This window comes from Pilosibacter sp. YYHA0881 (assembly GCF_051602715.1).
GTDB classification, from domain to species: Bacteria; Bacillota; Clostridia; order Lachnospirales; family Lachnospiraceae; genus Alitiscatomonas; species Alitiscatomonas aceti.
This window is the reverse complement of record NZ_CP175657.1, coordinates 2,730,001-2,753,035: the sequence shown is the minus strand read 5'-3', so window position 1 is coordinate 2,753,035 and position 23,035 is coordinate 2,730,001. Positions and strand designations below refer to the sequence as shown.

General features: G+C 53.9%; 16 protein-coding genes, 8 tRNA genes and 1 rRNA gene. All 25 read right to left on the bottom strand.

Features of this window, described 5'->3' with window-relative positions; all coding sequences use genetic code 11:
* Positions 1-27: 27 nt before the first annotated feature.
* Complete coding sequence (gene recJ, locus ACI6NM_RS12870; RefSeq protein ID WP_262426721.1) at positions 28-1,758, bottom strand: single-stranded-DNA-specific exonuclease RecJ; 1,731 nt, start codon at positions 1,756-1,758, stop codon at positions 28-30.
* A 25-nt stretch (positions 1,759-1,783) separates the two neighbouring features.
* Positions 1,784-2,344 carry a M48 family metallopeptidase gene (locus ACI6NM_RS12865; RefSeq protein WP_262426722.1) on the bottom strand — a complete coding sequence of 187 codons (561 nt, stop codon included), beginning with the start codon at positions 2,342-2,344 and terminating at the stop codon, positions 1,784-1,786.
* Between the two features lie 133 nt (positions 2,345-2,477).
* Positions 2,478-2,551: transfer RNA gene (locus tag ACI6NM_RS12860), tRNA-Arg, on the bottom strand.
* A 76-nt stretch (positions 2,552-2,627) separates the two neighbouring features.
* Complete coding sequence (locus ACI6NM_RS12855) at positions 2,628-3,038, bottom strand: DUF2871 domain-containing protein (RefSeq protein ID WP_022272705.1); 411 nt, start codon at positions 3,036-3,038, stop codon at positions 2,628-2,630.
* A 12-nt stretch (positions 3,039-3,050) separates the two neighbouring features.
* Positions 3,051-3,716, bottom strand: a complete 666-nt coding sequence (locus ACI6NM_RS12850; RefSeq protein ID WP_022272706.1) for a hypothetical protein — start codon at positions 3,714-3,716, stop codon at positions 3,051-3,053.
* A gap of 85 nt (positions 3,717-3,801) precedes the next feature.
* A complete protein-coding gene (locus ACI6NM_RS12845; protein ID WP_262426723.1) occupies positions 3,802-4,359 on the bottom strand; it encodes a TetR/AcrR family transcriptional regulator in 558 nt (185 codons plus the stop codon).
* 138 nt (positions 4,360-4,497) lie between these two features.
* Complete coding sequence (locus tag ACI6NM_RS12840; RefSeq protein WP_262426724.1) at positions 4,498-5,940, bottom strand: amidohydrolase; 1,443 nt, start codon at positions 5,938-5,940, stop codon at positions 4,498-4,500.
* Between the two features lie 15 nt (positions 5,941-5,955).
* On the bottom strand, positions 5,956-7,392 hold the full coding sequence (locus ACI6NM_RS12835; protein WP_158358066.1) for an amidohydrolase: 1,437 nt from the start codon (positions 7,390-7,392) through the stop codon (positions 5,956-5,958).
* 23 nt (positions 7,393-7,415) lie between these two features.
* Positions 7,416-7,937, bottom strand: coding sequence for a pyridoxamine 5'-phosphate oxidase family protein (locus ACI6NM_RS12830; protein ID WP_262426725.1), 522 nt, complete (start codon positions 7,935-7,937; stop codon positions 7,416-7,418).
* Positions 7,938-8,039: 102 nt separating this feature from the next.
* Positions 8,040-9,998 carry an endonuclease MutS2 gene (locus ACI6NM_RS12825; protein ID WP_438500882.1) on the bottom strand — a complete coding sequence of 653 codons (1,959 nt, stop codon included), beginning with the start codon at positions 9,996-9,998 and terminating at the stop codon, positions 8,040-8,042.
* Positions 9,999-10,420: 422 nt separating this feature from the next.
* Positions 10,421-11,407: an ABC transporter ATP-binding protein gene (locus ACI6NM_RS12820; protein ID WP_262426727.1), complete on the bottom strand. Its 987-nt coding sequence runs from the start codon at positions 11,405-11,407 to the stop codon at positions 10,421-10,423.
* Positions 11,408-11,419: 12 nt separating this feature from the next.
* Positions 11,420-12,418: an ABC transporter ATP-binding protein gene (locus tag ACI6NM_RS12815; protein ID WP_262426728.1), complete on the bottom strand. Its 999-nt coding sequence runs from the start codon at positions 12,416-12,418 to the stop codon at positions 11,420-11,422.
* A gap of 9 nt (positions 12,419-12,427) precedes the next feature.
* Entirely contained in the window at positions 12,428-13,363 is a 936-nt protein-coding gene (locus ACI6NM_RS12810; RefSeq protein WP_262426729.1) for an ABC transporter permease, read from the bottom strand.
* A 3-nt stretch (positions 13,364-13,366) separates the two neighbouring features.
* Positions 13,367-14,335 carry an ABC transporter permease gene (locus ACI6NM_RS12805; RefSeq protein WP_022272715.1) on the bottom strand — a complete coding sequence of 323 codons (969 nt, stop codon included), beginning with the start codon at positions 14,333-14,335 and terminating at the stop codon, positions 13,367-13,369.
* Between the two features lie 82 nt (positions 14,336-14,417).
* Positions 14,418-16,052 (bottom strand): ABC transporter substrate-binding protein, encoded by a 1,635-nt coding sequence (locus tag ACI6NM_RS12800; RefSeq protein ID WP_215652953.1) that lies wholly within the window; start codon positions 16,050-16,052, stop codon positions 14,418-14,420.
* A 151-nt stretch (positions 16,053-16,203) separates the two neighbouring features.
* A complete protein-coding gene (locus ACI6NM_RS12795) occupies positions 16,204-17,196 on the bottom strand; it encodes a M42 family metallopeptidase (protein WP_262426730.1) in 993 nt (330 codons plus the stop codon).
* A gap of 16 nt (positions 17,197-17,212) precedes the next feature.
* The gene (locus tag ACI6NM_RS12790) at positions 17,213-18,844 is read right to left on the bottom strand and encodes an ABC transporter substrate-binding protein (protein ID WP_438500881.1); all 1,632 of its coding nucleotides are present in this window, start codon (positions 18,842-18,844) and stop codon (positions 17,213-17,215) included.
* Between the two features lie 282 nt (positions 18,845-19,126).
* Positions 19,127-19,210: transfer RNA gene (locus tag ACI6NM_RS12785), tRNA-Leu, on the bottom strand.
* Positions 19,211-19,239: 29 nt separating this feature from the next.
* Positions 19,240-19,312 (bottom strand) — tRNA-Val (locus ACI6NM_RS12780).
* A gap of 32 nt (positions 19,313-19,344) precedes the next feature.
* Positions 19,345-19,418 (bottom strand) — tRNA-Asp (locus ACI6NM_RS12775).
* Positions 19,419-19,460: 42 nt separating this feature from the next.
* A tRNA-Ile gene (locus ACI6NM_RS12770) sits at positions 19,461-19,534 on the bottom strand.
* A gap of 24 nt (positions 19,535-19,558) precedes the next feature.
* A tRNA-Thr gene (locus ACI6NM_RS12765) sits at positions 19,559-19,631 on the bottom strand.
* A 14-nt stretch (positions 19,632-19,645) separates the two neighbouring features.
* A tRNA-Glu gene (locus tag ACI6NM_RS12760) sits at positions 19,646-19,717 on the bottom strand.
* 20 nt (positions 19,718-19,737) lie between these two features.
* Positions 19,738-19,810, bottom strand: a tRNA-Asn gene (locus ACI6NM_RS12755).
* Between the two features lie 66 nt (positions 19,811-19,876).
* A 23S ribosomal RNA gene (locus ACI6NM_RS12750) occupies positions 19,877-22,764 on the bottom strand.
* Positions 22,765-23,035 lie beyond the last annotated feature (271 nt).

The following is a 23,035-nucleotide window of genomic DNA, read 5'->3' as shown; positions in this document are numbered from 1 at the left end:
GTTCCCTATTATAAATGCGTCCGGCCCTTAACCGGCCGCCTTATAATTCCTGATCACCGCCTGGAGCGTCCGGTTTCCATTGTATTCGTTTATATCTGGATAATATACAATGTCGATCCGGTCCCTTCCAGCCAGCTCTCTCTGTAACGCGTCTCCGTCCCCAAATAAGAGACCGTCCATGGAGAGCCCCGTATCTGTCACCAGCCCCAGCTTCACCACGTTCCGGTTTTTCCCAAGGACCCGGAGACTGCGGATCATCAGCCCCTTCTGGGCAAACAGGGGCTTTTCATTCCCCTGGCCAAAGGGCTCCAGCCGCTTAAGCTCCTCCACCAGTCCCTCGGTCACATATTCCAGAGGCATGGGAACGTCGATCCATACCCTTGGGATAAAGTCATCTTCCGTAAGTTCCGCGTTTTCATTGAGCCGTTTGCGGAATTCCGGAACGTCCTCCTCTTTTATGGAAAGCCCCGCCGCCATGGGATGGCCGCCGAACTTCGGCAGCAGGTCCCGGACCTTTGTCAATTCCCGGAACATATGATATGGCTCAATGGACCTTCCAGACCCTTTTACCATATCCCCGCTCCTTGTGAGTACAATGGAGGGCTTATGGAAATGCTCACGGACCCGGCCCGCAATGATCCCCGCCAGGGATTCGTGACAGTCCGGCAGAAAGACCACCAGTACCTTGTCTCCCATGTACCGCTCCTCCACCTGGGCAATGGCTTCGTCCTCTCCTTTTTTCGTCATATCCTTCCGGACATCGTTCAGCTCCTTTAATTCCTCTGCCAGCTGCTCTGCCTCTGCCTCGTCCTCCGACAGAAAGAGCCTGAGAGCCGCCTTGGCCGTCTGGAGCCGCCCGCCGGCATTTAAGCACGGGCCGATGACAAAGCCGATATGGTAGGCGCTTAAGTCTGTAATATCAAGCCCTGTCTTCTCAACCAGTTTTCTCAGTCCCAGGTTCCTGGTGCGGGCCATCTGCTTCAGCCCGTATTTTACCAGGATCCTGTTTTCATCCTGTAACCGCATCACGTCTCCCACAGTGGCAATGGCCGCAAATTCCAGGAGTTCCCTCCATTCCTCCCGGGGGACCCCAGACGCTTCATAGAGCTTTTCCACCAGCTTGTAGGCCACCACCGCTCCGCAGATCTCACGGAAGGGATACGTTTCTCCCTCCTGCTTGGGATCCACCACCACATCCGCCGGAGGAAGGACCTGTCTTTCCTCCTCCACCGGGACCTCATGATGATCTGTGACCACCACAGTCATTCCAAGCTCCTTTGCCAGAGAGATCTCCTTTGCTGCGGCAATGCCGTTGTCGCAGGTCACCAGAGTATCCACCCCGTCGGCAGCCGCCTGGCGGATGATGGCCTCGTTGATCCCATATCCGTCCCGGACCCGGTCCGGGATCTCATAATCGATACGGGTGCTTCCGGCCGGCCCGGTTCTTTTTCCCAATTCCCTCTCTGCCCGTCTTAGGCCTGTTAAAAGAAGGTAGGAGGCGCAGACGCCGTCGATATCGTAATCCCCGATGATCCGGATCCGCTTTTCCTCCCGGAGCTTTTTTATGAGAACGGCCACAGCCTCTCCCATATTTTTCATGAGAGCTCCGTCGTAAAGCCCGTCCAGTGTGCCGTAAAGGTACCGCTCCATGGCTTCCTTCGTCTCCATTCCCCGGTTCCTCATGATCCGCACGGATACGGGGCTGACGCTCAGCTCCTTTGCCAGTCCGTTAAAATCCGCCCGTTTTGTCTGGACCATCCAGATTTCCTGTTTTTCTGTCTGTTTAAAATTTTGCACCGTTTTGTCTGAGCCATTCCCTTCTTGTCTTATAATCCGGTATCTCCTCTGCCACCACAGCCCAGAACGCCGGACTGTGGTTCATCTCCACCCGGTGGGCCAGCTCGTGGACCACCAGATAGTCCAGTATTTCTTCCGGCATCAGTGCCAGCTTCCAGTTAAAATTCAAGTTTCCCTTGGCGCTGCAGCTGCCCCACCGGGTCTTCTGCTCCCGCACGGTGACCGTCCCGTAGGAAACGCCCATGCGCTCTGCAAAATACCGGCATTTCTTCAAAAGCAGCTCCTTTGCCAGCCGCTTCCCGGCTTCCCGTTCCCGGTCCGTATACGCAGGCCGCGCCGCAGCTCTTTCCCTACATTCTGCGATCCGCTTCCGGATCCAATCCACATGGGCCTCCACAAAGCGGTCTGCTTCCTCCGGTCGGACCCCATAGGGGATCCGGACCGTCACTGTCCCGTCCTCGGACACCTTAAGGGCCATGGTCTTTCTCTGGGCCCGGATCAGCCCATAGGACACGTGCTCTGTTTTTCTCTTCTGGATCTTCTCCACTGGATCCTCCGAATTTTTTCAATATTTATCAAAACCACACCATATATTCTATCACCATTGGCGTTTCCACGCAAGCAGACAGTTATATTTTTAGGGTAAAAAAAAACAGGTCGCTTACACAACCTGTCTTTCGTGCGCCAGAGAAGATTCGAACTCCCGACACTACGGTCCGTAGCCGTATGCTCTATCCAGCTGAGCTACTGACGCCCATTGGGTGATTTTGTCTCACTCACTCAACGGTATAGAGTTTACTACATTATTCCCGTTTTGTCAACTATTATTTTTATTTTTCCATGAAACGTCTGATCTGGAGCAATAAAAGCACTAGCCCCGTTCCCAGCAGGATATGGCCGATCCCGGCCACACCAGAAATGGCGGCGTTAATACTGGAAGAAAGCGGTGTACCCAGGACCTGAAGGATTCCCCGGACCGCCAGCATTAGGACAGTCAGGTTCAGCCCAGTGTGATAGACTGCCAGGATCCTTCCGGTTTTGGGACCGGTAAAAGAAAAATTCTTTTCCAGCAGGAGCAGCAGCAAAAACACTGCCATTCCCAGCATGAAATAATGAGTATGGATCACCGACAAGGTCGTTTTAGCGGTAAAACCGGTAAACTTGGTAAACTCCCTGTAAAATACGCCCCCAGCCATTGCAAGAACGGCGTACAGCAGCGCGGCATTCATATAGCGTTTCATTTTTCTCCTCCTTTATCTGAATTCCTTCTTCATGGCAGAGTATCCAATGAGCACGGTCCACACATAAGCGCAGGTCTTGGGGATCATCAGCATCCCGACCATGGGATACGTTCCGGACCACAGTACCACAGGAATATAGAAGCCAAAGCTCAGCACAATGGTAAGCCACATCCATCGGAATGCCCGGTCCCCATTCTTCCTGGCACTGTCGAAAAACAGCACGATCACCAGAAGTCCCAGCAGGGCAAAGGGAATATTACGATAGATCCCCCAGGAAAGCGGCGCATCTGCGCTGAGCCACCGGTTCTGCGGCATCATGCATAAAAGGATCCGGAGTCCTGCCAGACCATACACAGCCGCCGTGAGGCCGTTCCTGCCCAAAACCCTGTAACGCAGCCGCCACACATAGTAAAGCAGCACATAAAAGACCGTCATAGTCACGGAGGTGATCCACTTTCCAAGCCCCAGGGGGACAGTATAGTTTTCCAGCCCGGTGGTGCATAAAGCCAGCGCCCGGGGAACCAGATGGAACGAATCTCCCGCTCCCAGCACCACGGCCATCCAGCCGAACAAAAGGAACTGCCGGTCTCCTCTGCTGCCCCGGATCATCCGGATCCCGATAGCAATGACGGAGACCAGATAGACCACATCAAATAAAGTTTCTGCAACTGCCTGCATTCTTTTTCCTCCTCATAGTGAACGCCGTTCATTTTCTTGTCCAAAAAAGAATCCTGATCTACAGGATTCTCCATTTTCGGAAATCTTAGTAAAGGGTCCTGCGGGTGATCTCCAGCACTGCCCGTGGATCATAATCCTGACGCAGCAGCGCTGACAGCATCAGGGAAAACAGGACATCTGCAAATTTCTCTGCTGGAAACTGCTCTGTAAAAGCGTCCGGCCGGACCCTGGAATCCCGCTTCAGGACAAAAATGAGGCCGTCCGAAATATGCTTCCATGTCTCCTGCATACGCTGTCTTCCCTCTGACTTCTCATTTCCCAGAAAACCCAGGGAGTGCAGGGTAAAAAAACCAGGATATTTCCTCTGGCCATATTCCATCCGCCCGTACATCCAGGAAATACAGGCCAGCGTATCCTCAAACACGCTTCCGTCCTCCGGCTCATGGAAGATCTCGCACCAGACGCTCTCCACCGTGGCGCTCATGAGCGCTTCTTTAGATTTAAAATAATTGTAGATGGAACCCACAGATACTCCGCAGGCCGCCGCAACGGAACGGATGCTGACGGCAGACCAGCCCTGTTTCTGGATCAGCTCCCGGTTTGTTTTTAAGATCTCGTCTTTTGAAGTTACAACAATATTCATCCCGCCACCTCAATATGAACATTGTTCATTATACTCTTTCCATCTCTTCTTGTCAAGAAAAGAATGCTGCAAAAACAACCCGAGAATTACTCAGAAGCTGTTTTACAGCATTCCCATAAAAACCGACCTTCCTGTTTTTTACCAGATCTCCGGCTTCACATCCTTTGGCAGGGGATCCGGATACGTCTCGCCGTCCAGCTTTTCCAGCCAGTCCTCCTTTATTCTTTCCAGAAGCTCCGGCTTCTCCAGCAGCTCTGCTCCCGTACAGGCCATGATCTTGGCCGCCGTCAGCATTCCCTTATGCGCCGCAGGGGCTTTTCCCTGGGCAACGGCCTGCCAGGAATGGAGCGCTGTTCCGGCCGCATAGCAGTTGATATCCACCTTTCCTGTGGGAACTACCCAGCTCACATCTCCCACGTCCGTGGATCCTCCTCCGCCAAAGGAAACGTGCCGTTCCAGGACAAAGTCCAGCATGGGGCTTTCCTCCATCTGCCTCTTCTTTTCCTTGTCCCTGCCGCTGAGGATCGAGATCAGATCCTTCAGTCCCTCCTTGTCCAGCTCTGTGATCACCTCCTGGAACCGCCTCGCATAGGCCAGCTCTTCCTCCGTATATCCAATGGGAACAAAGTGACGCATGTTCTCATACATAATATCTTCCAGAGTATCGTTCTCGATCACATTGGAATAGGCGGCCACCTGTTTAATATCCACCGTGGTGCCAGTGATCAGGGCCGCTCCCCTGGCAATATCGCACATTCTTTCATAAAGCTTTTTCACCTGGGTCACCTTGGGCGCACGGATGGCATAAAGGATCTGGGCCTCCGACGGGATCACATTGGGCGCAATGCCTCCCGGGTTGGTGATGGCCCCGTGGACTCTGGCCTCGTCGATCATGTGCTCTCTCATGTAATTGACGCCGATGTCCATGATCTCCACCGCGTCCAGAGCAGAGCGCCCCAGCTCCGGCGCGCCTGCCGCGTGGGAAGAGATCCCATGAAACGTGAAAAATACACGGAAGTTGGACAGGTATTTATCTGCCATCATGGTCTTATTGGTGGTGCTTGGATGCCAGGTAATGGCGGCATCACAATCATTAAAAAAGCCGTCCCGCACCAGATACGCCTTTCCGCCGGCATTTTCCTCTGCCGGACAGCCGTAATACCGGATGGTGCCCAGAAGTCCATGGGACTCCATATAAGTTTTTAAAGCGTCCGCTGCTGCCACTGCCGCCGTTCCAAGAAGATGGTGGCCGCAGCCATGGCCGTTGGTCTTGCCAGGGACCGGCCGGCGTTCTGTGCTGTCCGCCTCCTGCTCCAGGCTGGAAAGGGCGTCAAACTCGCCTAAAAATGCCAGTACCGGCTTTCCGCTGCCATACTCGGCAATAAACGCCGTCTCCTCTCCCGCCAGATCCGCCCGGATGGAAAAGCCCCTGGCCTTTAAATATTCCTGCTGGAGCCTGGAGGAATCATACTCCTGGAATCTGGGCTCCGCAAAGCCCCAGATCCGGTCGCTCATGGCCGTATAAGCCTGTTTTCTGTCCTGTACAAGCGCTCCGATCTCCGCGCGAAAATCTTTTTCCATATGATATGCCTCCTCTTACCAGATCTCCGGCTTCAGGTCCTTTGGAAGGGGATTGGGATATTCCTCCCCATTGAGCTCTTCCTTCCAGTCCTCTTTTGCCTTTTCCACCAGCTCCGGCTTTAAAAGAAGCTCTGCACCGATGTTGGCCATGACCTTGGCCGCTGCGATCATTCCCTTGTGGGCAATGGAGGATTTTCCCTGGGCTGTGGCCTGCCAGGAGTGGAGCGCTGTTCCGGCTGCATAGCAGTTGACGTACACATGGGCCGTGGGCACCTTCCAGCTCACGTCTCCCACGTCGGTGGAGCCGCCTCCGCCATACCGGCTGTTCCGGTCTACGATGAAATCCCAGAGAGGCGTTTCCAGAAGCTCCTTTTTCCGGTCGCGGCCGCCGATATCTGCGGCGATGGCCTTAAGCCCTTCCTTATCCAGCTCGGTGATCACGGACTGGAATTTCCTCGCATAATCCAGTTCCTCCTCCGTGTATCCAATGGGGATCACACGCTCCAGATTTTCCTGGATCAGATCATTGAGAGTCTCGTTGTTGATCAGGTCCGAATAAGCGGCCACCTGTTTGATATCCACGGTGGTGCCGGTGATCAGAGCCGCTCCCCTGGCAATGTCGCACATGCGTTCAAACAGCTTCTGCACCTGGGTCACCTTGGGCGCACGGATGGCATAAAGGATCTGGGCCTCCGACGGGATCACGTTGGGGGCGATGCCGCCGGAATTTGTAATGGCTCCATGGACCCTGGCTGCATCGATCATGTGCTCTCTCATATAGTTGACGCCGATGTCCATGATCTCCACCGCATCCAGGGCCGACCGGCCTAACTCCGGAGCCCCCGCCGCATGGGAGGAGATCCCGTGGAAGGTAAAGAAGGCGCGGAAATTGGCCAGGTGGAAGCCGCCCTTCATGACCTTGCTCATGGTGTAGGGATGCCAGGTGATGGCAATATCGCAGTCGTCAAAGTATCCGTCCCGTACCAGATACGCCTTGCCTCCGGCATTCTCCTCTGCCGGACAGCCGTAATACCGGATGGTCCCGGCCAGCTTATGCTCCTCCATATACGTTTTTAAGGCGTCGGCCGCTGCTGCCGAGGCCGTTCCCAGAAGATGATGGCCGCAGCCGTGGCCGTTTTCTTTTCCGGCGATGGGGCAGTGCTCCGTCTGATCCGGCTCCTGCTGGAGACTGGAAAGAGCATCAAATTCTCCTAAAAATGCGATCACCGGCTTCCCGCTGCCGTATTCTGCTATGAACGCAGTTTCCTCTCCAGCCAGATCTGCCCGGACGGAAAAGCCTCTGGAGCTTAAATACTCCTGCTGGATCCTGGAGGACTCCCGCTCCTGGAATCTGGGCTCCGCAAAGCCCCAGATGGCGTCGCTGATATCTGTGTACGCCTGGCTTCTCTTGTCGATGAGCCCCTCGATCTCATCCTTGAATTCTGTTCCCATAAGTTTTCTCCTTTTCTGTATTTTTAGTCGTGATGCTTCCCCGTTATGGAAGCTGCCGCGATCCTCCACACCGTCACCGCTTCCACCGCCTGGTCAGAAAATGAATTCTCTGAAAACGGCAGTGCTTTCTGGTCCTCTCTGCCGTCTCCCGCAGCCAGTGCCTCGCACTCTGCCGCATGGTTCATGATCACCGCCAGGCCTTTTCTTTTCTCCTCTGCCGGAACGAGCTCTGCCGTCCCAGTCCCGCAGACGCTGTCAAACCCGGCTGTGGACCTGCATGCCTCCTCAAAATTCAACGAGACCTGACTTCCTCCCACGATGGTGAACGAAACATGGGGATCCGCATTGAGCCGGTCCAGCTTGGTCCCCACAGCCGCTCCATGGAAATACAGTGTCAGCCGCCCGTTTTCCAGGGCCGCCCCATAATTCATTGGAATTAAATACGGACATGGCGTATCCTGGAACGCCACGCAGCAGACACCCTGCCTTCTGACGATCTCCATGATCCTGTCCATGTCCGTAATTTCTCTGTCGCTTCTTCTCATGCTGCCCTCCCTGTTTTCTTTCTTCCATTTAGAACAACAGTTATCTGACAGCAATCATATCATATTTTCTGATTTCTCACAAGACGGAAGATTTTATTCCGGTTATTGCTCCAAAATGATCTCTCCCTGGACCAGCTTTCCCCGGTCCATGTCATGGCGCAGCTTCCGGTTCTCCACTGTATCAAAAATAATGGAAAAGTCGTAATCCTCCGGGTACAGCTGACTGGCTGCCACCTGGAGCCGGACGCGCTTATGGTTGATATAGATCTTCTTCCCGGGCATCTGGACCCGCAGAACGCCCTTTTCATTTTCCTCCTCGCAGACGATCCCCGTCTTCTGATCCGGAAGTATCATCACACTGTCTCCCCGGTGGAACCGCTTTTTCCTGGCATTTCCCTTCTCTCCTGTCTTCCGTTTCTGGATCCCTCCCGTCTTTTCCTTCCGGATCCGATTTTCCGCCGCCAGCCGCCGGATCTCCTCCGGCAGAGCCGGGGCTCCATAGGCCGCCCTGGCCGCACATTCCAGCATCGGCTCCGGCATTCCCAGCTTTCCCGCAATATAAAAGGCACAGCTTTCTCCCGCCTCGCCGATGACCAGGCGGTAGGTGGGCTTAAGGCTCTCCTTATCGAAGGTCATCCGCGCGTTGACCATGCCCTCCGCCCGCTCTGCATACTGCTTCACCTCCGGGTAATGGGTGGTCACCAGAAACAGGGCTCCGCTCTTTTTCAGCTCTTCCAGGATCGCCACTGCGATGCCCATCCCCTCTGCCGGGTCCGTACCAGATCCCAGCTCGTCCAGGATCACCAGGCTGTCCCGGTCCACCTTCTTTAAGATATCCAGCACATTGACAATGTGGGATGAGAAGGTGGAGAGGTTCTCAGACATATCCTGGCCGTCCCCGATATCACAAAGAAAGCCGGAACACATGCAGATGTCCGCCTCCCGGCAGGCCACATGGAGTCCAGTCTGGGCCATCATACAGTTTAAAGCCACAGTCTTGATGGCTACGGTCTTTCCTCCAGTATTGGGGCCTGTGATGACGATGCCCCGGACAGCTGCTTCTCCGTCCGCTCCGTCTTGGGCCGCGTTGCCCAGCCGGAACTGCAGCGGCACGCTGACAGCCCGGTCCATCAGCGGATGACGGCCGTCCTTCAGCACGATGCGCCGTTCTGTGTTCACCGACGGCTCCACGCCGCCGTATGCCAGGCTCAGCTTTCCCCTGGAAAACATCAGATCCAGCTTCTCCATCACCCGGATATCACACTCCAGCTCCTCCCGGAAATCGTAGACCATGCCGGTGAGCGTATACAGGATCCGTCTTACCTCGTTTTCCTCCTCCAGCCTCAGCATTTCCAGGGCCCCGTAATGGCGGGCGCAGGCCTCCGGCTCAATAAATACCGTGCTTCCGGTGGAGGACTGGCCAATGACGTTCCCCTTCACCCGGTACCGGTATTCCGCCTTCACCGGAACACACATATGGCCGTTCCGCATAGTACTGAAGCTGTCGGTCATCATGTTCTTTCCGGACCGTATGGCCGTCTCCGCCTTTTCCCGCATGGACCGCTCCTCCTTTTCTATGTCCATGCGGCAGGCCCTTAAAGCCTTTGATGCATGGTCGCTCACCTGGCCTCCGCGGATCTGCTGGCCAATGGCCTCCCGAAGGTCCTGACAGGACTGCAGATCATCTCCGTACCAGGCCAGGGCCGTCTCATGGATCTTTCCCTGCTCCAGGTACCGCTTCATCCGGTCCACCGCCGCCAGGGCCCGCTCCATTCCCTCCAGCTGCTCCGCCGTCAGGCAGCCTCCGATCTCCGCCAGCCGCATCCATTCCCGGATCCCGCTTAGGGAGACCAGCGGCGGCTGACCCGACCTCTGGATCATGTCTCTGGCCTCGGTCGTTTCTCTGAGCCTGGCCAGGACCTGGCTTTCCGAAAGCATGGGAGCCGCCCCTTCGATGGCCTCCTTTGCGCCATCGGTCATGGCATATCCCTTCCAGATTTCCTTTATTTTGTTAAATTCCAGTATTGTTTCAGCTGCTTTGTTATTTCGTATTGTTTCCATTTTTTGTTTCCTTTCTTAAAAACAGACTCTGTCCTCCAGATCTGGCAGCCTTTCGCCTTTACTGAAACTTTTTTAATCCTTGGACCGGGGGATCTCCCCAACAAAAAAGACGTACAGCCCCAAAGCCATACGTCCATAGCTCCTGTTCCCATTTACCAGGGCACAGGAGATCCATATAAGGTGTATGCAGCCGTCTGCGGACAGAAAACAAGGGGGCCTGTATCGAACAGCCTCCCAGAAGGCATTGCAGGAACCTCCTGCATCCTCTCTATAAAATTAGTTGTTTTTGTTCTTCGCAGAACCCGCTGGCATCAAGCACCTTCCCTTTCTTCTTTATTCTCTGGTCATTATACGCGAAACCCCGGCGGATGTCAAGCATGGGGCTGCGTTCCGCCGGGGTGCTTTTGGGATACAGCCGATCCTTAACCGACCGTCCCCTTTTTCATCTCTTCACAATAATGACATGCCACCAGATGGCCCGGCTCCATTTCCAGCAGCTCCGGCCGCTCCTTCCGGCAGCGTTCACTGGCAAACCGGCAGCGGTTGATGAACCGGCAGCCCTCCGGCGGGTCCACCGGGCTGGGGAGCTCTCCCTCCAGACGGATCCTCTGCTTCTTTTCCTCCACCTCCGGATCCGGGATGGGGATCGCGGAAAGCAGCGCCTGGGTATATGGGTGCATGGGATTGGCGTATAAGGCCGACGCCTGAGTGATCTCCACGATATTTCCCAGATACATTACAGCCACCCGGTCTGAGATGTGCTTGACCATGGCCAGATCATGGGCAATAAACAGATACGTCAGTCCTTTCTCCTTCTGGAGACGGATCAGAAGATTGACGATCTGTGCCTGGATGGACACGTCCAGCGCGGAGATCGGCTCGTCGCAGACGATGAACTCCGGCTCCACTGCCAGGGCCCTGGCGATCCCGATCCTCTGGCGCTGGCCGCCGGAAAATTCATGGACGTACCTGGTGGCGTGCTCTGCATTGAGTCCCACAGTCTCCAAAAGCTCCTTCACCCGGGCCTGCTCCTCCTCCCGGCTCTTGCACATATGATGGGCCTTCAGTCCCTCGGCAATGATGTCTCCCACCTTCATCTTGGGGTCAAGGGAGGAATAGGGGTCCTGGAAAATGATCTGGACCTCCTTTGTAAACTCCTTCCGTTCCTTTCCCCGGAGGCTGTGGACATCCTTTCCCTTATAAAGGACATGTCCGTCGGTCCTGCCCAGAATGCCGATGCAGGTACGGCCGCAGGTGGTCTTTCCGCAGCCCGACTCGCCGACGATCCCCAGAGTCTCCCCCCTGCGGATAAAAAACGAGACGTCATCAACGGCCTTCAGGGTCCCCCTGCCTGTCTTAAAATATTTTTTCAGATGACTGACTTCCAGGATCTTTTCTTTTTCTTCCATGGTTCCCCTCCTTTACTCTTCGTTTCCCTGCGCTGCCATGGGATGATACAGCCAGCACTGGGCCGTATGGCCGTCCTCGAACTCAAACATCGGAGGCTCTGACTTCTGGCAGATCCGCATGCACTGGGCACACCTGGTGCTGAATGCACAGCCGGCCGGAGGATCGATCATGTTGGGCGGAGTCCCCTCAATGGATTCCAGGGACTGCTCCTCCTCAGTATCCAGTCTTGGCACGGCCCGCAAGAGCGCCTTTGTATACGGATGCCGGGGCCGGTAAAAGATATCCTGGCTGCTGCCGGTCTCCACCACCTTGCCTGCATACATGACGATGATCTTTTTTGCGATATTGGCCACGATCCCCAGGTCATGGGTGATCATGATCACCGCCATGCCGAATTCCTTCTGGATATCCTTTAAAAGATCGATGATATCCGCCTGGATCGTCACATCCAGGGCCGTGGTGGGCTCGTCTGCGATCAGAAGCCTGGGCTGACAGGCCAGGGCGATGGCGATCATGATCCTCTGACGCTGGCCGCCGGAAAATTCATGGGGATACTGCTTCATCCGCTTTTCCGGGTTGGGGATCCCCACCAGCTTTAAAAGGCGTCCCGCCTCCTCCCAGGCCTCTGCCCTGGACATGCTGGTATGGATCAGCAGCTTTTCTGCCACCTGGTTTCCGATGGTCATGGTGGGGTTTAAGGCCGCCAGCGCATCCTGGAAGATGATGGCGCAGTCCTTTCCCCTGTATTCCTGCCACTGCTCCGGCGTCTGGGAAAGGATATCCCTCCCCTCGAACAGGATCTGGCTTCCCTCCTTGATCTCTCCGGGAGGTGTCTGGATCAGACCCATGATGGTCTTGGCTGTAACGGATTTTCCGCAGCCGGATTCTCCCACAATGGCCACAGACTGGCCGGCATCGATGGAAAAAGAAACTCCCCGTACAGACTGCACCTCTCCGGCGTAGCTGTGGTAGGAAACCCTCAGATTCTTTACTTCCAGAAATTTCTCCATTTCTACCTCCTATTTATGAAGCCGGGGATCCAGCGCATACTGGAGTGCGTCTCCCAGGATATTAAAACAAAGTACCGTCAGCAGAATGAACATTCCGGGGATCAGGGCCAGCAGGGGATCGTAAAGGATATACTGCTGGGCATTCTGGAGCATGCTTCCCCAGGACGCTTTGGGAAGGGCCACTCCGTATCCCAGATAGCTTAAGGCCGACTCGTCCAGGATCGCTCCTGCAATGCTTAAGGACGCCGCCACAATGATCTGAGTCGTCATGTTCGGGATAATATGCTTTAAAATGATCTTCACATGGCTGACGCCCAGGGTTTTCGCCGCAATGACAAAATCCCTCTCCTTTAAGGTCAATGTCTGGGCACGGACGATCCTGGCCACGCCAGTCCAGGAAAAGAGGGCCAGCATCAGCACCAGCGTCACCATGTTATTGGGGACAAAGGAAAAAATGACAATGATCATCAGAAGGCTGGGCACCGACTGGAACATATCCACGATCCGCATCAGGATCATGTCTGTTTTTCCACCGGCATATCCGCTGACCGCGCCCACACACGTCCCGGCAGTCACAGAAACCACCATAGTAGCAAAGCCCACCAGGAGAGACACACGGCTTCCGTATAAGGCGCGGGTAAAGGAATCCCGTCCCAGCTCGTCGGTTCCAAACCAGTGCTCCCTGCTGGGACCGGCCATTTTATTCATAACGTCCATGTAGTCCGGGTCAACGGAAGAAAGAGGAGCCATGAGCGCCCCAGTGATGATCACGCAGAGGATCACCAGGCAGACCGCCGCGATCTTGTTTTCTCCCAGGGCCTTTTTCACATGATGGAAGAAGCCTCTGTCATATCTCACGGAAATTTCCTTATTTTCCCGTTCGATCTTTGAAAAATCCTCCGCCTTCAGGGCGGCCTGATTGAGTGGTGTCAGTAATTTCGCCATACCTTACTCCTTTCCCTGTTTGATCCTGGGATCTGCAAAGCCGTACAGGATATCTGCCAGGAAGTTTCCCAGCAGCAGCATGGTGCAGGAAAACATGGTGATGCCCATGATCATCGGATAGTCACGGTTGTTGATGGCAGACATTCCCAGGGTACCAAGTCCCGGCCATGCAAATACAGATTCAATGATAAAGGAACCGGTCACCAGGGTCCCCAGACGGGAGCCCACCGAGGTGATAACGGGAAGCATGCAGTTTTTCAGCACATGGCCGTACATGATCCTCTTTTTTCCCGCTCCCTTGGATACGGCTGTCAGGACGTATTCCTCTTCTAACTGGACGATTGTATTGGAACGGATATAGCGGACAAACACCGCCATATTATTGAGGCTCAGCACCAGCGCCGGCATGATCCCGTGCTGGATCACATCCCAGGCAGAATTCACACCGATGGTCCGCATACCGGAGCCCGGCAGGAGCTTAAAGGTCATGGAGAAAACAATGATCATCATGATCCCCAGCCAGAAGGCCGGCACCGATATGCCCAGATACGTCAGCCCGCTTATGATATTATCCGCCAGTTTATTTTTATGGGTCCCGGCGATCAAGCCCAATGGAATGGCGAGGACCAGGGAGAGGACCAGGGAAGCGCCCATGAGCCCGGCGGTGCAGGGCAGCTTTTCCAGGATCTGGTCCAGTACGGGCCGTTTATTATTAATGGAGATCCCCAGGTTTCCCCTGGCGGCCTTTCCGGCCCAGCTCATGTACTGCTCCACCACATTTCCGTTGAGGCCCAGGGACTCTCTCATCCGGTCCAGCTCTTCATCCGTCATCTTATGACCGGTGGCGCCCGGCGTCATATAGATGTAAAGGGGATCGCCCGGCGCAAAGTAAACGATGGAGAAAGAAAATATGGAGACCAGGATCCATACAAAGATCATTTGCGCAAAACGTCTTAAAACGAACTTCTTCACGATGTACTCCTTTCGTAGGGTCTGCGGTAAAAAATGCCGCCCTCAGATAGTGTGAAGGCGGCATAACGTTTTGACCCGGAAATTATTCCATTGTTAATTTCGTGTAATCCTCAAATACGGGAGTTCTCTTGATGGTGTCAGCTCCCTTGATATTGGAGGTCGTAACGAACACATAGTTGGGGTAAGCGATGGGATAGCAGGTCAGTTCATCCCTTGTCTGGATCTGGATCTGCTTATAGATGGCAGCCCGCTCCTCCGGTGTATAAACGGTACGCGCGTCTTTCCATAACTGGGATACCTCGTCGCTGACAGCCAGGTTTACGCCCCATGTGCCGTCATACATACCAGCAACCACCTGGTCCGGGTCGCCCACAGCGCCATAGCCGTTCAGATAGAACTCATAATCGCCATCGGTTCCGAATACCTTCTCAAAGAATCCGGCAGATTCCAGCGGGATCACTTCCAGATTGATCCCCACGTTCTTTAACTGCTGCTGGATGATCTGTGCGGACTCCTTCATGTAAACACGCTCGGAGTTGAAGTACAGAGTCAGAGTCTTGCTGTCCAGGCCAGTCTCCTTCACCAGCTGCTTTGCCTTTTCCACATCCTGGGTATAGCCCTCTACGGAAGGATCATAGAAGGTGTTTACATTACTGAAGATGGAATTGGCGGACTCTGCCATTCCGTCGCCATATGCGCCTGCAATGATCTCATCGCGGTTTAAAGCTGCAAACACTGCCTCCACTACCTTGGGATCCTGAACCGTTTCACAGAATTTGTTTACGGCCAGATAGTTTACGCGGCCCTCCGGATACTTCACAACTGTAAAGTTGGGATCTGCCTCGTACTTAGCCACTGCCGGTGCGTTTGCCAGCTCCATGAAGTTCACTTCCCCGTTCATCAGAGCCACTTCCTGGGCAGAAAGGTCGGAGATGATGCGGAAGGTCACTTTATCGATGGACGGAGCGCCCATGTAGTAATCTTCATACTTCTCAAGAAGCAGATACTCATCCTGCTTGAACTCAGTCACCTTATATGGACCGGAGCCGATCCCCTTCATATTTGCTTCCCCTGCGGATACTACGCTGGGGTTGCCCTCAAATACGTGCTCCGGGATCAGGGTCAGACCGCCCAGAAGGTCTGCGTAAGATGCAGATGCCATGGGAAGTGTAACCTTGACTGTCAGATCGTCCACCTTCTCATACTTTACCGGCTGGTCGTTGAGGATCACGATATTGGTCCCGCCTGCACCGTTGTTGGTATCGGAGCATACGTCCATGGTGAAGATCATATCGTCGGCTGTGATGGCCTCGCCGTCATGCCACTTCAGACCCTCTTTTAATTTTACAGTGATCTGCATTCCGTCTTCAGAAACCTCATAGGAATCTGCCAGATAGTATCTGGTCTCATTTACGTCAATGACATAAAGCGGATCGTAGATCGGATTCAGCATTGCCGCTTCCTTATATCCCTCCAGAAGAGGATTCAGATTCGCCACACAGCTGGCGCTGGGCATAACCAGATTCTTTTCTCCGCCTGCCTCTGTCTGGACTGCGGCTGTGGTTTCTGCTTCTGTCTTGGCAGCCTCTGTCACTGCAGCAGTGGTGTTCCCCTCTGCCGGTGCAGCCGCCGTTTCCTTTTTGTCTCCGCCGCATCCTGTCAGTACCGCCATGGCAGCCACTGTACATAAGAGCGCGCTTAATGTTTTCTTTCTCACTTATATTCCTCCTGGGTGATTCCATATTTTCCTTCCGGGAGTGCCCGGAAAACCGAACTGATTATACATGGATAAAATGGTATAGTCAAATTCATTTTTTCTATGGATTCTTTTGAAATTATTGCAAAAATATATATAGTTTTGCTGCGGGCTATTCCAGCCTGCTGGACGCGAAGGCAGCAGCCAGGCGGATGCATGCGTCCACATCCCCAAGATCCGCCATCTCCACCGGAGAATGGATCCCCCGGCACGGGATCGAGATCCCTCCCGCCAGCACTCCGTCATGGGAAATATGCATGGGACCTGCATCCGTCCCTCCAGCGGACATGAGATCCGGCTGGGCCGGGATCCCATGCCCGGCAGCCAGCTCCTTAAGCCGCTCCACCACAGCTCCATGGCACATCAGGGAGCCGTCCATCACCTTGATCCCAGCGCCCTTTCCCAGCGCTGCGGAAACCGTATGCCTGCTTCCGGGAACATCGTCCGTACATGTAACGTCCACCGCGATCCCGTAATCCGGGACGATCCCATGGGCCGCCGTATGGGCGCCGCACAGACCCACTTCCTCCTGGACCGTAAAAACAAAGTACAGATCATTGGGGCTGTCCGCCGCCAGCTCCATGGTCTTTAAAAGGATCACGCACCCCAGACGGTCATCCAGATAGGGAGAAAACAGTGTGGTGCCTGTCTGTACCGGCTGCCCCATATAAACGGCAGCATCTCCCACAGACACCTTTTTCTCCGCCTCTTCCCGGCTCTCCGCGCCGATATCCACATAAAGATCCTCCATGGACAGCTTCCCAAGATCCGTCCCGCTGGAGGCGATGGTGCCGATGGTCCCGTTTTCAAACCGGACCAGGGAGTGAAGGATCTTTTCCGGCCGGACGCCCCCGATCTTTGCGACCCGGAGAAAGCCAGCGCTTTCGATATGGGTCACGATCAGGCCGATGGAGTCCAGATGGGCCGCAAACATCATCTTGGGTCCCTCTCCCTTTTTATGGCAGATCAGATTTCCCAGGCGGTCTGTCCAGATCTCATCTGCATAGGGCTCCGCCATTCTGCGGATCTCCTCCGCCACTGCGGCCTCCCGGCCGGATATCCCGTATACAGCCGTCAGCCTCTGAACCATGGTCATCATATCCATTTTTCTCTTCCTCCTGCTACTTTTCAATGGAAAGCTTGCTGAAATCCTCAAAGATCGGAGCTGTCCGGATGGTATCGGCGCCCTTTACGTAACTGCGTACTGCAAACACGTAGTTGGGGAATGCCAGCGGATAGATGGACCGGTCTTCGTAAACCTGCTTCTGCAGTTCTTTATAGATCTCCGCTCTTTCTTCCATATTGGATGTGCCGCGCCCGTCTTTCCATAACTGGGCTGCTCTCTCGCTGCTGTACAGGTTCTGGGTCCAGGTGCCGTCAAACATGCCTGCCACCACATTGTCCGGATCCCCTGCGGCTGCGTAGCCCATCATGTACATATCAAAATCTGTATCATCGCTGAAAATCTTTTCCATATAGCCGGAGGATTCCAGCGGTGTGATCTCCAGGTTCAGGCCGACCTCCTTAAGCTGCTGCTGGATCACCAGGGCCATATTTTTCAGTCCCTCGTTCGTATTGGTCACCAGCGTTAAGGTCGTTCCCTCCGCCTGCAGCTCCTTTACGATCTCCTTTGCCTTCTCCACATCCTGCTCATAGTACGGATTGCCGGCATTATAGAAAAGGTTCACATTGCTGAGCGGGGAATTGCCCGGCTCTGCGATCCCTTTTCCATATGCGCCCTCGATGATAGCCTTCTGGTCCATGGCCAGGAAAACGGCTTCCACCAGCCGTCTGTCCTCAAATTTGGGACTGAAGGCATTGATCGCCAGGTTGTTGACACGGCCTTCCGGATATTTGATCACTGTAACCGTATCATCGGCCTCATATTTTTGCAGTGCATCGTAAGTGGAGATCTCCAGGAAATCCACCTCTCCGTTGACAAAGGCCACCTCCTGGGCGTTCTCATCCGGAACGATCTTAAAGATCACATGATCGATGGACGGCTCTCCACCGTAATAATTTTCATATTTATCCAGCTTTAAATACTCGTCCTGCCTGAATTCGGCCACTTTGTACGGGCCGGATCCGATCCCTTTTAAATTCTCCTCAGCGCCCACGATATGGGTATCCCCATTAAATACATGCTTTGGCATCAGTGTAAAATGTCCGAGAGCCTCTGCATAGGAGGCGGAAGCCTGGGGCAGCGTCAGCTTCACAGTCAGATCGTCTACCTTTTCATAGCTCACCGGCTGGTCATTGACAAAGGCAACATTGGCAAATCCTGCGCCGTTGTTGGTATCCAGATTGCACTCCAGAGTAAAGATAAAGTCATCGGCCGTGATCGGCTGTCCATCGTGCCAGGTAAGACCATCCTTCAGCTTGACCGTTACATTTAAGCCGTCTTCAGATACCTCGTAGGACTCTGCCAGGTAATATCTGGTTTCATCCACATCCATATAAAACAGCTCGTCGTAAATGGGCCCCATCATGATCCAGCCAGCCTCTGTGATCTCAAACTGGCGGTTCAGCGTCGTAACACAGGAAGACATGGGAATGGTCAGGGTCGTCTCCTCCTGCTCCTTGTCAGCAGCTTTTGCGGCAGCTGTTTCTGCCTCTGCCTTTACCGCCTCTGTTTCCTTTGCTGTCTCCGCTTCCGTCTGCGCCGGAGCAGGAGCTTCCGCCTTCTGGCATCCGGAGACTGCCAAAAGCGCAGCTGCCGTAAACATTCCCAGCAGTGCATTTTTCAGTTTCATTGTCATTTCCTCCCCAAAGTCGTCGTATTCTGCGCATCGCCTTTTCCCCTGGTCCTGGCCGCCTTCGCTGCCTTAGGGATCCAGAGTTTCCAGCACAAATGCGTCCTCATTATATCATCTGGCCGGCTGAATGAGAAATTGTTTTTCTCTATATGGATTTCACCATTATATTCTTTTATTCGATTCTATTTTCTATTTTTATACAGGAAATTCAATAAATTCTCTTTTTTCTGGACTTACGAAACAAAAAAAGAGAGTCTGCATTATACAAACTCTCTTCTATGCCGGTGACCGGACTTGAACCGGTACGGGGTTGCCCCCGAGGGATTTTAAGTCCCTTGCGTCTGCCTATTCCGCCACACCGGCAAACGCGATAACCGTCATTCAGTTATCAATGGGGCCTATAGGGCTCGAACCTATGACCCTCTGCTTGTAAGGCAGATGCTCTCCCAGCTGAGCTAAGACCCCAGATATGAAATTGTTTCTTCTTTTCAGAAGAGCGACCCGGATGGGATTCGAACCCACGACCTCCGCCGTGACAGGGCGGCGCTCTAACCAGCTGAGCCACCGGGCCAAACTATTTATCTTTTTGTTTTGTACCTTTTGTTCTGGGTAGTGGACCTTCAGGGACTTGAACCCGGGACCGACCGGTTATGAGCCGGTTGCTCTAACCAACTGAGCTAAAGGTCCAAAGCAAATTAATATTAAACTAAAAGCCGATGATCGGACTCGAACCGATAACCTGCTGATTACAAATCAGCTGCTCTGCCAATTGAGCCACATCGGCATATTTCTTAAAAATGACCCCAAGGGGATTCGGACCCCTGTTACCGCCGTGAAAGGGCGATGTCTTAACCGCTTGACCATGGGGCCGCGCTTATTAAAAAGAAAAACTCCCCGAGTAGGACTCGAACCTACGACAGCGCGGTTAACAGCCGCGTGCTCTACCGACTGAGCTATCGAGGAATAAAAGGTACTTTCCTGTACCTTCAAAACCACATACTGAACTTCCGAAACCTTTAAACAGCCTTTCTGGATAAGCCCTCGACCGATTAGTGACAGTCAGCTCCGTACATTGCTGCACTTCCACCTCTGCTCTATCTACCTCGTCGTCTTCAAGGGGTCTTACTTCTTCCGAATGGGATATCTCATCTTGAGGGGGGCTTCACGCTTAGATGCCTTCAGCGTTTATCCCGTCCGGACTTGGCTACCCGGCCGTGAGCCTAGCGGCTCAACCGGTGCACCAGCGGTCCGTCCATCCCGGTCCTCTCGTACTAAGGACAGCTCCTCTCAGATATCCTGCGCCCACGCCGGATAGGGACCGAACTGTCTCACGACGTTCTGAACCCAGCTCGCGTACCGCTTTAATGGGCGAACAGCCCAACCCTTGGGACCTACTCCAGCCCCAGGATGCGATGAGCCGACATCGAGGTGCCAAACCACTCCGTCGATGTGAACTCTTGGGAGTGATAAGCCTGTTATCCCCAGGGTAGCTTTTATCCGTTGAGCGATGGCAATCCCACTTTCATACCACCGGATCACTAAGTCCTAGTTTCCTACCTGCCCGACCCGTCGGTCTCGCAGTCAAGCTCCCTTCTGCCTTTGCACTCTGCGAATGGTTTCCAACCATTCTGAGGGAACCTTTGAGCGCCTCCGATACCCTTTCGGAGGCGACCGCCCCAGTCAAACTCCCCGCCTGACATTGTCCCCCAGCCAGGTCATGGCTGCAGGTTAGAAACCCAGTGACGCAGGGGTGGTATCCCAACAGCGGCTCCACAGAAACCGGAGTTCCTGTTTCATAGCCTCCCACCTATCCTGTGCATGCATCACCGAATCCCAGTATCAAGCTGGAGTAAAGCTCCATGGGGTCTTTCCGTCCTGGCGCAGGTAACCAGCATCTTCACTGGTATTTCAATTTCACCGGGTGCATTGTCGAGACAGCGCTCAAATCATTACGCCTTTCGTGCGGGTCGGAACTTACCCGACAAGGAATTTCGCTACCTTAGGACCGTTATAGTTACGGCCGCCGTTTACTGGGGCTTCAATTCAAAGCTTCGGTTTCCCTGACCTCTCCTCTTAACCTTCCAGCACCGGGCAGGCGTCAGCCCATATACCTCACCTTTCGGTTTCGCATAGACCTGTGTTTTTGCTAAACAGTTGCTTGAGCCTATTCTCTGCGGCCGGATCTCTCCGGCACCCCTTCTCCCGAAGTTACGGGGTCATTTTGCCGAGTTCCTTAACAATGCTTCTCCCGCCGGCCTTAGGATTCTCTCCTCATCCACCTGTGTCGGTTTACGGTACGGGCACATGGTACACAATAGCGGCTTTTCTCGGCAGCCGGAATCGCACACTTCCCTACTTATGTTCGGTCCGCGTCACAGATTCGGATCATGAAACGGATTTGCCAGTCCCACTCCTACCCTGCTTGCCCGGGGCTCTATTCCCCGGATGTGCTGTCCTTCTGCGTCCCCACAGTTCTGATACCATGCGGTACAGGAATCTGGACCTGTTGTCCATCGGCTACGCACTTAAGCCTCGCCTTAGGCCCCGACTTACCCAGGGCAGATCAGCTTTACCCTGGAAACCTTGGATATTCGGCCTGGAGGATTCCCACCTCCATCTCGCTACTCATTCCGGCATTCTCTCTTCTTAAAAGTCCACAGCTCCTTACCGGTACTGCTTCGCTCCTTTAAGAATGCTCCTCTACCAATGACTTACGTCATTCCTGAGCTTCGGTGACGTGTTTCAGCCCCGGACATTTTCGGCGCAGGACCTCTCGACTAGTGAGCTATTACGCACTCTTTGAATGTGTGGCTGCTTCTGAGCCAACATCCTAGTTGTCTTTGAAATCCCACATCCTTTTCCACTTAACACGCACTTTGGGACCTTAGCTGCAGGTCTGGGCTCTTTCCCTTTCGACGACCCAACTTATCTCGTGCCGTCTGACTCCCGGTCATCATCTCTGTGGCATTCGGAGTTTGATATTCTTCGGTAGGCTTTGACGCCCCCTAGGAAATTCAGTGCTCTACCTCCACGAGACTAAACCGAGGCTAGCCCTAAAGCTATTTCGAGGAGAACCAGCTATCTCCGGGTTCGATTGGAATTTCTCCCCTATCCACACCTCATCGCCACCCTTTTCAACGGATGTGCGTTCGGTCCTCCATTTCCTTTTACGGAAACTTCAACCTGGACATGGATAGATCACCCGGTTTCGGGTCTGCACATGCTGACTTGACGCCCTGTTAAGACTTGCTCTCGCTTCGGCTCCGGACTTTCCGTCCTTAACCTTGCCAGCATCCGCAACTCGCCGGACCGTTCTACAAAAAGTACGCGGTCGCACCTTAACGTGCTCCCACAGTTTGTAAACACAGGGTTTCAGGTTCTCTTTCACTCCCCTCCCGGGGTCCTTTTCACCTTTCCTTCACAGTACTATGCGCTATCGGTCACTAAGGAGTATTTAGCCTTGGGGGGTGGTCCCCCCGACTTCCCGCAAGGTTCCACGTGTCTCGCGGTACTCTGGATCCCACTAGCTGGCTATCGTTTTCTCATACAGGACTTTCACCCTCTCTGGTCAGACTTTCCAGACTGTTCTGATAACGAATCGCCTCACATATCGTGGTCCGTAACCCCGGAATGCACGCATTCCGGTTTGGGCTCTTCCGATTTCGCTCGCCGCTACTTTCGGAATCGATGTTTCTTTCTCTTCCTCCGGCTACTTAGATGTTTCAGTTCACCGGGTTCCCGGCGTATGGCTATGAATTCACCATACGTCGCTTAAGGTTTACTTAAGCAGGTTTCCCCATTCAGAGATCTCCGGATCAAAGGATATTTGCTCCTCCCCGAAGCTTATCGCAGCTTATCACGTCTTTCATCGGCTCTTAGTGCCAAGGCATCCACCCTGTGCTCTTTCTAGCTTAACCAGATGTCTCTTCGCCGCGGGAACGGCTCCGAAACGAAGGTGCATAGCGTTGCACCCCTGGCTGTTTGTTTACATTTTTCGGTTTGCATATCTTTCGATATGCCTCGGATGTCTTGTATCTTAAATATATATCTAAGATCTTTTATTCAGTATGCAGTTTTCAAGGTACAGTCTGTATGTTCACTCAGCTAAGCTCACTTGCGTTCGCTAAGATTCGTGAACCGCCTCGCACCAAGCTCGATCTGCGCCTTCCGGCTTGTTCTCGCTAAGTT

Excerpts from the sequence above, each read along its gene's own strand:
- recJ (WP_262426721.1), bottom strand. The coding sequence starts at position 1,758 with ATGGTCCAGACAAAACGGGCGGATTTTAACGGACTGGCAAAGGAGCTG.
- ACI6NM_RS12855 (WP_022272705.1), bottom strand. The coding sequence starts at position 3,038 with ATGAAACGCTATATGAATGCCGCGCTGCTGTACGCCGTTCTTGCAATG.
- ACI6NM_RS12850 (WP_022272706.1), bottom strand. The coding sequence starts at position 3,716 with ATGCAGGCAGTTGCAGAAACTTTATTTGATGTGGTCTATCTGGTCTCC.
- ACI6NM_RS12845 (WP_262426723.1), bottom strand. The coding sequence starts at position 4,359 with ATGAATATTGTTGTAACTTCAAAAGACGAGATCTTAAAAACAAACCGG.
- ACI6NM_RS12840 (WP_262426724.1), bottom strand. The coding sequence starts at position 5,940 with ATGGAAAAAGATTTTCGCGCGGAGATCGGAGCGCTTGTACAGGACAGA.
- ACI6NM_RS12835 (WP_158358066.1), bottom strand. The coding sequence starts at position 7,392 with ATGGGAACAGAATTCAAGGATGAGATCGAGGGGCTCATCGACAAGAGA.
- ACI6NM_RS12830 (WP_262426725.1), bottom strand. The coding sequence starts at position 7,937 with ATGAGAAGAAGCGACAGAGAAATTACGGACATGGACAGGATCATGGAG.
- ACI6NM_RS12825 (WP_438500882.1), bottom strand. The coding sequence starts at position 9,998 with ATGGAAACAATACGAAATAACAAAGCAGCTGAAACAATACTGGAATTT.
- ACI6NM_RS12820 (WP_262426727.1), bottom strand. The coding sequence starts at position 11,407 with ATGGAAGAAAAAGAAAAGATCCTGGAAGTCAGTCATCTGAAAAAATAT.
- ACI6NM_RS12815 (WP_262426728.1), bottom strand. The coding sequence starts at position 12,418 with ATGGAGAAATTTCTGGAAGTAAAGAATCTGAGGGTTTCCTACCACAGC.
- ACI6NM_RS12810 (WP_262426729.1), bottom strand. The coding sequence starts at position 13,363 with ATGGCGAAATTACTGACACCACTCAATCAGGCCGCCCTGAAGGCGGAG.
- ACI6NM_RS12795 (WP_262426730.1), bottom strand. The coding sequence starts at position 17,196 with ATGGATATGATGACCATGGTTCAGAGGCTGACGGCTGTATACGGGATA.
- ACI6NM_RS12790 (WP_438500881.1), bottom strand. The coding sequence starts at position 18,844 with ATGAAACTGAAAAATGCACTGCTGGGAATGTTTACGGCAGCTGCGCTT.